Origin of the sequence: Micromonospora sp. NPDC049060 (assembly GCF_040649055.1) — a bacterium.
GTDB classification, from domain to species: Bacteria; Actinomycetota; Actinomycetes; order Mycobacteriales; family Micromonosporaceae; genus Micromonospora; species Micromonospora reichwaldensis.
Genome location: NZ_JBEZEV010000111.1, coordinates 1 through 8,643 on the forward strand (window position 1 = coordinate 1; position 8,643 = coordinate 8,643).

Consider the following 8,643-nt stretch of genomic DNA (forward strand, 5'->3'; position numbering starts at 1 on the left):
TATCGGCCGGCGGCCCGCCCCCGGCGCCCCCCGGGGGGGGGGGCCCCCGGGGCCGCCCGTTGATGGCTGGCCCTGGCCTATTGTGCGGCCAGACCGTTGCGTCGGATCACCTCGGCGTACCACCTGGCGCTGGACTTGGGGATGCGGACCTGGGTGTCGTAGTCGACGTGGACCATCCCGAACCGCTTGGTGTAGCCCCAGGCCCACTCGAAATTATCCATCAGCGACCAGGCGAAGTACCCGCGCAGGGGCACCCCGGCCTCGATCGCCTCATGCGCGGCGCGCAGGTGGGCGTCGAAGTACGCCAGCCGGTCGGCGTCGTCGACCCGCCCGTCGACCACCTCGTCCACGAAGGCCGAGCCGTTCTCGGTGACGTAGAGCGGCAGGTCCGTGTACTCCTCGTGCACCCGGCGCAGCGTCTCCACCAGGCCGGGGGCGTCGATCTCCCAGTTCATGTCGGTCACCGGGACGCCGCGGGTGACGAACCGGACGTCCTCGCTGCCCGGCCAGCACGACGGCGCCCGCCAGTACGGCTCCGGCTCGGCGTCGGGGTCCGGCGCGGCGACGACGTGGCGGCTGTAGTAGTTGACGCCGACCACGTCCAGCGGGGTGGAGATGGTCGCCAGGTCCCCGTCGCGCACGTGCCCGAAGTCGGTGACCTTGGCGAGGTCGGCCATCAGGTCCGCCGGGTAGGACCCGCGCAGCAGCGGGTCCAGGAAGAAGCGGTTGGCCAGCCCGTCGATGCGCCGCGCGGCGTCGACGTCGGCGGGCGCCTCGCTGGCCGGGGTGACCGGGTAGAGGTTGACCGTCACCCCGACCTCGGCGGTCGGCCGGGCCGCGCGCAGCGCCTGCACCGCGAGGCCGTGGCCGAGCATCAGGTGGTGTCCGGCCCGTACGGCGTCCGCGCCGTCCGAGCGGCCCGGCGCGTGCACCCCGGAGCCGTAGCCGAGGAACGCCGAGCACCACGGCTCGTTCAGCGTGGTCCAGTAGCGCACCCGGTCGCCGAGCGCGTCGGCGACCAGCGTGGCGTAGTCGGCGAACCGCGCGGCGGTGTCCCGGGCCGGCCAGCCGCCGACGTCCTCCAGCGGCTGCGGCAGGTCCCAGTGGTAGAGGGTCAGCCACGGCTCGATCCCGTGCCCCAGCAGTTCGTCGACGAGCCGCCGGTAGAAGTCGAGCCCTTCGGCGTTGGCCGGGCCGGTGCCGCCCGGCTGCACCCGCGGCCAGGAGACCGAGAACCGGTACGACTTCAGCCCCAGCTCGGCCATCAGCGCGACGTCGGAGCCCAGCCGGTGGTAGTGGTCGCAGGCGACGTCGCCGGTGTGCCCCTCGACGACCCGCCCCGGGGTGTGGCTGAAGGTGTCCCAGATCGACGGGGTCCGACCGCCCTCGGCCGCCGCGCCCTCGATCTGGTACGCGGCGGTGGCCGCGCCCCAGAGGAAGCCGGGCGGGAAGGTCAGCGGCGGACGGTCCTCGAAGACGCCGACGGCGGGTGGGCTGGCGGGGTTGCTCACGACTTGACGGCACCTTCCATGATGCCGCCCACGATCTGGCGGCCGAACACGATGAACACGATCACCAACGGTAGAGTGCCGACCGCCGTGGCGGCGAACACCTGCGAGTAGTCGGTGTAGTAGGCGTACGACAGGAAGGCCAGCGAGACCTGGAGCGTCGGGTTCTCGGAGGTGAGCACCGCGTACGGCCACAGGAACGAGTTCCAGGTCTCCATGAACGTCAGCAGGCCGAGCACGGCGGCGGCCGGCCGCAGCGCGGGCAGCACGATGCTCCAGTAGATGCGGAAGGTGCTCGCCCCGTCCACCCGGCCCGCCTCGATCAGCTCGTCGGAGATGGCCTGGGTGGCGTACTGCCGCATCATGAACACGCCGAACGCGCTGACCAGGAACGGCACGGTCACCGCGTAGAGGGTGTCGAACCAGTTGAGGTCCTGGATCATGCCCCAGAGCGGGATGAGGCCGAGCTGCGTCGGGATCATCATGGTGACGATGATCGTCAGCAGCAGGGCGTTGCGGCCCCGGAAACGCAGCTTGGCGAAGGCGAAGCCGGCCAGCGAACCGGTGATCACCACGGAGACCGTCACGATGCCGGAGACGATCACCGAGTTGAGCAGGCCGGTGAGGAAGTTCGCCGCGTCGTTGTCGAGCACGCGGCCGAAGTTGTCGCCGAACGACCCGGCCGGCGTGACCGGCGGCGGGACGTCGTTGATCGAGTCCAGGCTGCGGGTGGCGATGACCACCATGTAGTAGAACGGGTAGATCGAGAACAGCGTCGCCAGGACGAGCGCGACGTAGGTCAGCGGGCTGGTGCGCCACAGGCGCCGGGATGCCGAGTTCATCTGGGCGTTCCTCACTTCACCGTGCGGCGGACGAGCAGGAAGTTGATCCCCGATACGAGGGCGATCATCAGGAACATCGCCCAGGCGACCGCGGCGCCGTAGCCGGCGGTGTTGAGGTTCTCGATGCCCAGCTCGTACATGTACATCGCCAGGGTCTGGAACTCGCGCTGGTCGCCGCCGATGATGTTGCCGTTGGCGAAGACGAGCGGCTCGGTGAAGAGCTGGAGCCCGCCGATCGTGGAGAGGATCACCACGAAGACGAAGGTCGGCGTGAGCATCGGCAGGGTGATCCGCCAGAACTGCTTCCACTGGCTGGCGCCGTCGAGCGCCGCCGCCTCGTACAGGTCGCGCGGGATGGCCTGCATGCCCGCGAGCAGGATCAGGGTGTTGTAGCCGGTCCACCGCCAGTTGACCATGGAGGCGATGGCGGTCCAGGAGCTCCAGCGCTCGGCGTCCCAGTCGACCGCGTCGATCCCGACGAAGCTCAGCAGCCAGTTGATGACGCCGAAGTCGCGCTGGAAGAGCATGCCGAAGACGATCGCCACGGCGGCCACCGAGACCACGTTCGGCATGAAGATCGCCATCCGGAACAGCGTGCGCGCGCGCAGGAAGGTGCGGTTGAGCAGGTTCGCCAGGAACAGGGCGAGCAGCAGCTGCGGGATGGTCGACAGCAGGAAGATGCCGAAGGTGTTGAGCGTGGCGTTCCAGAAGTACTCGTCCTTGACCAGGGCGACGTAGTTGTCGAACCCGATGAAGCTGTGCTCGCCGATCAGGTTCCAGTCGTGCAGGGACATCCAGGCGGTCCGCAGCATCGGGTAGAGCCCGAAGATGCCGAAGACCACGAAGAACGGCGCGATGTAGAGGTACGGCGAGTACTTGAGGTCCAGCCGGGTCAGCGAGTGCGACCGGGACCGGCGCCGCGCGGGCGGGCGGGGTGGCGGTGCGGCGGGAGACGGCGGCGCCGTCGTGGCCGAGAGGCTCATGCGGGGTCCTTTCCCGGCGTCGGCACGGGCGCGCGCCGACGCCCAGGCGCTCTTACGCGAAAACGGGACGGCGCCGATGGCGTCCGGGGCGGAACGGGGACGGCGCTGGTGGCGTCCGGGTGTGTGGACCCGGACGCCACCTGGCGACGAGGTGGGTCAGAAGGCGCCCTGCGTCTTGGCGTCCTTCGCGAACTGCTCCCAGGCCTTGTCCTTCGTGGCCTGTCCCTGTTCGTACGAGCGCAGCGCCGGCTCGAACGCGTTCTCCTTCACCGCCTGGTGCTTCGGGCCGAGGTGCAGCGGCTGGATCTTGGCAACGCTCTCACCGAAGATCTTGCCGGTCGGCGCGTTGTTGAAGTACTCGTTGGTGTAGGCGAGGAACTCCTGGTTCTTCAGCGCCTCCAGGTTGGTCGGCAGCGGGCCCTTGAGCTTGAACGCCGCCACCTGGCTCTGCGCGTTGGTCAGGTACTCGGCGAGCTTCGCCGCCTCCTTGGGGTACTTGCTCTGGGTCGGCACGCCGAGCCAGGAGCCACCCCAGTTTCCGGCGCCACCGGGCACCGGGGCGACGTCCCACTTGCCCTTGTTCTGCGGGCCGGAGTTGTCCGCGACGATGCCGAGCATCCACGACGGGCAGAAGGTCGCCGCGAAGGTGCCCTGCTTGAAGCCGGCCGACCACTCCGGCGACCAGGTGGCCGTCTCGGCGGTGATGTTGGCGTCGGCCATCGCGACCGCGGTGTCCCAGGAGGTCTTCACCGCCGCGCTCTTGTCCGCGACGACGTTGTCGTCCTTGTCGTAGAACAGGTCGCCGCCCTGCTGGAACATCACCGCGCTGGCGGCGGTGGTGACCGAGTCGAGCAGGCCCTTGCCGGTGGCGGTGCGGTACTTCTTGCCGGTCTCGATGAAGGCGTTCCAGTCCGGCCAGAGGGCCGCGACCTGGTCCCGCTCGACCGGCAGCTTGGCCGCCTGGAAGAGGTCCCGGCGGTAGCAGACGGCGAGGCTGCCGACGTCGGTCGGCAGGCCGATCAGCCGGCCGTCAGGCGCCTTGCCCAGCTCCCACTTCCAGGGCAGGTAGTCCTTGCTGTGGTCGGAGACCAGCGGAGCGAGGTCGGCCCAGTTGGCCGGGTTGGCCTTGAACTCGTTGAGGATGCCCTCTTCCAGGGCGACCACGTCGGCCGCGCCCTTGCCGGTGGCGAGCGCCCGCACGATCTTCGGCCGGTACTCGTTGAGCTGGGCGGTCTTGCGCAGCTCGACCTTGATGCCGGTGTCCTTCTCGTACTGCTTGATGATCTCGTCGTAACCGAACTCGCCGAACGTGTCGACGACCAGCTTGGCGGGCTTCTCGCCGGCCGCCGGCGCGTCGTCGTCCTTGCCGCAGGCCGCGAGACCGCCGATGGCGGTTATCGCGGCCAGGGCGGCAGCCGCCATGCGGGTACGCCGCGTGGTGAGGCTCATCGGAGACCCCTCTTTCGGTGGTGAGGCTGACTGGGTGTGGTGGGGGGTGCCATACGCGCCGTCGGCACCGGTCGGGGCCGGCGGTCGACGTCCGGAGCGGGGCGCGGGTGAGTCGTGCCACGTTCGCGGGAGCGCTCCCATGAGATTGCCGGCGGGTGTCGGAGGTGTCAATAGGCCTATGGGAGCGTTCCCAGATCGTTACCGCGTGTGCGTACGCCCCGACTGCCGCACGTCGCGGGCCGACCCGCCGGGCGGCGCCACCTGCGCACCCGCCCCGTTGAAGCGGTTCAGCACGTCCGGGCGCGGACGGAGGACACGTTGAGCGGCCCGTCGCGTACCCTGAGTCCGGCCCGGCACGCGCCACAGCCGAGGCGACCGGAACGCGTCTCAGCCGAAGCGGTTCAGCGGCGGCGGCGGGGCTGCGCGGCGAGGGCGGCGCAGGGGTCCAGCGGCGGGGGCGGCGGGGCGGTTCAGCAGAAGCGGCGCAGCAGGGTGCCGGCGCGGCCCGCGTCGAAGGCGACCGGGTCGAACCGGTCGCCCACCCGGTCCCGCGCCTCCCGGTGCCCGGGGTGAGCCGGATCCGCCAGCGCGGCCAGCAGCGCGTGGTAGCCGGCCGGGCCGCCGACGTCCTCGGGCGGGCACGCCCGCTCGCCGTCCAGGCAGGACGGGTACCGCTCGTCCGGATCGGCCGTGCAGGCGTCCTCCACCACCAGGTCGTGCTCCCACCAGTCGCCGAAGTCGTACGTGTAATGCAAGCGGCTGCCCTTGCCGAGCACCGCGTCGAGGCGGACGTCCAACTCGTCGCGCAGGGCCAGCTCGCCGTCCGGATCGGGCGCGCCGTACTGGCGGCCCTCGATCTCGAACGAGTGCAGATGGCAGTCCCGCCAGCCCATGGCGTGCTGCACCACCCGGTGCAGCCGGTCGAGGGTGTAGCCGCCCGGGACGAGCACCCTGCGCCAGACGGGCGGCCGGACCCCGGCCAGGGAAATCTTCAGCTGGAAGATCTGACGCGGCATGCTGTCCCATCCTTCCTCGGCATAGGCTGCGGGCATGATCTGCCGAGCGTGCCGGGCCAGGCGGCACGACGACTGTCCGGGGCGGAACTGGTGCGACTGCCAGCACCGTACCCCCCGACCCACCCCTCCGGTCACCGGTCCGGCCGGCGAATGAACGTCGGAATCCCGATTTCGGCGCTCTGGCCGCAGGCGTCGGCGCGACCGCTGGACGACGCCGCGCTCACCGCGCTCTACGGCCGCTCCGACCGCCCCCACCTGCGGATGAACTTCGTGACCAGCGTGGACGGCGGTGTCTCCGTCGACGGCTACTCCGCCGGGCTCTCCGGCGAGGCGGACAAGCGCGTCTTCGGGCTGCTGCGCATGCTCTGCGACGCCCTGCTCGTGGCCGCCGGCACGCTGCGGCACGAGGGCTACCGGGCGGTACGCCTCAACGAGCGGCGCCGGGCGTGGCGCCGCGAGCACGGGCTCGCCGAGTATCCGACGCTGGTCGTCGTCTCCGGCTCGCTCGACCTCGACCCGGCGCAGGCCGCGTTCGCCGACGCGCCGGTGCGGCCCGTGGTGCTCACCCGGGCCGACGCCGTGGCACCGCCCGGCCTGACCAAGGTCGCCGACGTGGTGCGCTGCGGCGACGACCGGGTCGACCTCGCGGCGGGTCTGGCCGAGCTGCGCCGCCGCGGCCTCGACCAGGTGCTCTGCGAGGGCGGCCCGCAGCTGTTCGGCGCGCTCACCGCCGCCGACCTCGTGGACGAGGTCTGCCTCACCGTCGCCCCGCTGCTGGCCGGGGCGGGCCCGGGGCGGATCACCGCCGGCGACGCCAGCGACGTACGCCACCTGCCGCTGCGACACGTGCTCGCCGCCGCCGACGGGGTGCTCATGCTCCGCTACGCCCGCGACCGACCGTGACCGGTCGGGCACCCTGCGGTTGACGGGTGCCGATGGCGGGGTGGCGTCCGCCGCGTCGCGTGGCAACGTGTCGTACTCCTCGGGCAGGATGCAGGGCGTGTGCCCCGACCGCGACGACCAGCCGACCGGAGTTGCCCGATGACTGACGACGGGTTCGACGGCCCGGGCGAGGTGGTCGGCCGGGTGCTGGGCACCGCCGATGCCACCCCCCTGCAGTTCTGGACCGCGGTCTCCCCCGACAGCTACCTCCAGCTCGACGACGTCGTGGTGACCCGGCGGGAGCTGCCCGACCGCGAGCCGGTGACGATCGCCGGGGTGGTCACCCAGGTCCGCGCCCGGCACGAGGGCGCCCAGTTCGACTCCGACGTCTTCGCCATCGCCGACGGCACGCTGCCCGCGCAGGTGCAGGAGGCCGCCGAGATCACCACGACCCGCGTCGACCCGGAGCTCTACGTGCCGCCGTCGCCCGGTGCGGTGGTGCACCGCGCCGAGGGCGACGCCCGGGCCCGGGCGCTGCACTTCGACCGGATGGAGCGGCGCATCCCGATGGGCATGGGCCGCGACGGGGTGCCGGTCTACCTCAACGCCGACTTCCTCGACGGCAGCCGGGGCGCGCACGTGTCGATCTCCGGCATCTCCGGGGTCGCCACGAAGACGAGCTTCGCCACCTTCCTGCTCTACTCGGTCTTCCGCTCCGGCGTGCTGGGCGGCGACGCCGTCAACGCCAAGGCGCTCATCTTCAACGTCAAGGGCGAGGACCTGCTCTTCCTCGACCATCCCAACACCCGGCTGGACGACCCCACCCGCGCCGCGTACGCGAAGCTCGGCCTGGCCGCCGGCGCGTTCCCGGACGTGCGGGTCTACGCCCCGCCCCGGGTGGGCGACTCCTCCGGCACGCCCGACGTGAGCAGCCGCCTCACCGGGGTGGACAGCTTCTACTGGACGCTGAGCGAGTTCTGCGCCGACCGCCTGCTGCCCTACGTGTTCGCCGACGCCGACGACGAACGCCAGCAGTACACGATGGTGGTGCACTCGGTCACCGCCCACCTGGCCCGGCACGCGCAGCCCGCCGACGGCGGCATCAGCATCGACGGGGTGCGGCTCGGCTCGTACGCCGACCTGGTCGACCACGTCGTCGAGCAGCTCAACGACGACGAGACCCGCTCCGACTGGGCGGGCAGCGCCGTCGGGCTGGGCACGGTCAACGCGTTCGCCCGGCGGTTGATCGGCAGCAAGAAGGACCTGTCCCGGCTGATCCGGGGCGACCTGGCCACCCGCCGCCCGCACTCGATCAACACCGCCGAGAGCGCCCAGGTCACCGTGGTGGACCTGCACAACCTCCCGGACCGCGCGCAGCGGTTCGTGGTCGGCGTGACGCTCAAGAGCGAGTTCGAGCGCAAGGAGAAGGCCGGCACCGCCAAGCCGCTGCTCTTCGTGGTGCTCGACGAGCTCAACAAGTACGCCCCCCGTGAAGGCTCCTCCCCCATCAAGGAGGTGCTGCTCGACATCGCCGAGCGGGGCCGTTCGCTCGGGGTGATCCTGGTCGGCGCCCAGCAGACGGCGAGCGAGGTGGAGCGGCGGATCGTCACCAACTCGGCGATCCGGGTGGTGGGCCGGCTCGACCCGGCCGAGGCGTCCCGCCCGGAGTACGGCTTCCTGCCGCCCGCCCAACGCCAACGCGCGCTGCTGGCCAAGCCGGGCACGATGTTCGTCAACCAGCCCGACATCCCGGTGCCGCTCTGCCTGGAGTTCCCGTTCCCGGCCTGGGCCACCCGGGTCTCCGAGGCCGGCCGCGCCCCGTCCGAGACGCTCCGGTCGATCACCCAGTCCGTCGACCCGTTCGCCGTCGTCGGCTCCGGTGGCGGCACCTCCGACGACGACATCCCCTTCTAGGGGAGACACCGGTGAGCGCGAGGAGTGAGCTTGCGAGCCCCGCAGTCGC

Annotated in this window: 7 protein-coding genes; 2 read left to right on the plus strand and 5 right to left on the minus strand. The window is 71.4% G+C overall.

Features of this window, described 5'->3' with window-relative positions; all coding sequences use genetic code 11:
- Positions 1-77 precede the first annotated feature (77 nt).
- The 5 genes from AB0B83_RS27280 to AB0B83_RS27300 all read right to left on the minus strand — a co-directional run bounded on the left by AB0B83_RS27280 (position 78) and on the right by AB0B83_RS27300 (position 5,798).
- Positions 78-1,511 carry a GH1 family beta-glucosidase gene (locus AB0B83_RS27280; protein WP_357580558.1) on the minus strand — a complete coding sequence of 478 codons (1,434 nt, stop codon included), beginning with the start codon at positions 1,509-1,511 and terminating at the stop codon, positions 78-80.
- The gene (locus AB0B83_RS27285) at positions 1,508-2,350 is read right to left on the minus strand and encodes a carbohydrate ABC transporter permease (protein WP_311411503.1); all 843 of its coding nucleotides are present in this window, start codon (positions 2,348-2,350) and stop codon (positions 1,508-1,510) included. The genes AB0B83_RS27280 and AB0B83_RS27285 overlap by 4 nt, the downstream gene beginning before the upstream one ends.
- An 11-nt stretch (positions 2,351-2,361) precedes the next feature.
- Positions 2,362-3,333: a sugar ABC transporter permease gene (locus AB0B83_RS27290; protein ID WP_311411504.1), complete on the minus strand. Its 972-nt coding sequence runs from the start codon at positions 3,331-3,333 to the stop codon at positions 2,362-2,364.
- A gap of 156 nt (positions 3,334-3,489) precedes the next feature.
- Positions 3,490-4,782, minus strand: a complete 1,293-nt coding sequence (locus tag AB0B83_RS27295) for an extracellular solute-binding protein (RefSeq protein ID WP_311411505.1) — start codon at positions 4,780-4,782, stop codon at positions 3,490-3,492.
- Positions 4,783-5,252: 470 nt separating this feature from the next.
- Positions 5,253-5,798, minus strand: a complete 546-nt coding sequence (locus AB0B83_RS27300; RefSeq protein ID WP_357580559.1) for a plasmid pRiA4b ORF-3 family protein — start codon at positions 5,796-5,798, stop codon at positions 5,253-5,255.
- A 150-nt stretch (positions 5,799-5,948) separates the two neighbouring features.
- Between AB0B83_RS27300 and AB0B83_RS27305 the strand changes: the two genes are divergently transcribed.
- Positions 5,949-6,701: a pyrimidine reductase family protein gene (locus AB0B83_RS27305; protein ID WP_357580560.1), complete on the plus strand. Its 753-nt coding sequence runs from the start codon at positions 5,949-5,951 to the stop codon at positions 6,699-6,701.
- A gap of 138 nt (positions 6,702-6,839) precedes the next feature.
- The gene (locus AB0B83_RS27310; protein ID WP_327030916.1) at positions 6,840-8,594 is read left to right on the plus strand and encodes an ATP-binding protein; all 1,755 of its coding nucleotides are present in this window, start codon (positions 6,840-6,842) and stop codon (positions 8,592-8,594) included.
- The last annotated feature ends 49 nt before the right edge of the window (positions 8,595-8,643 follow it).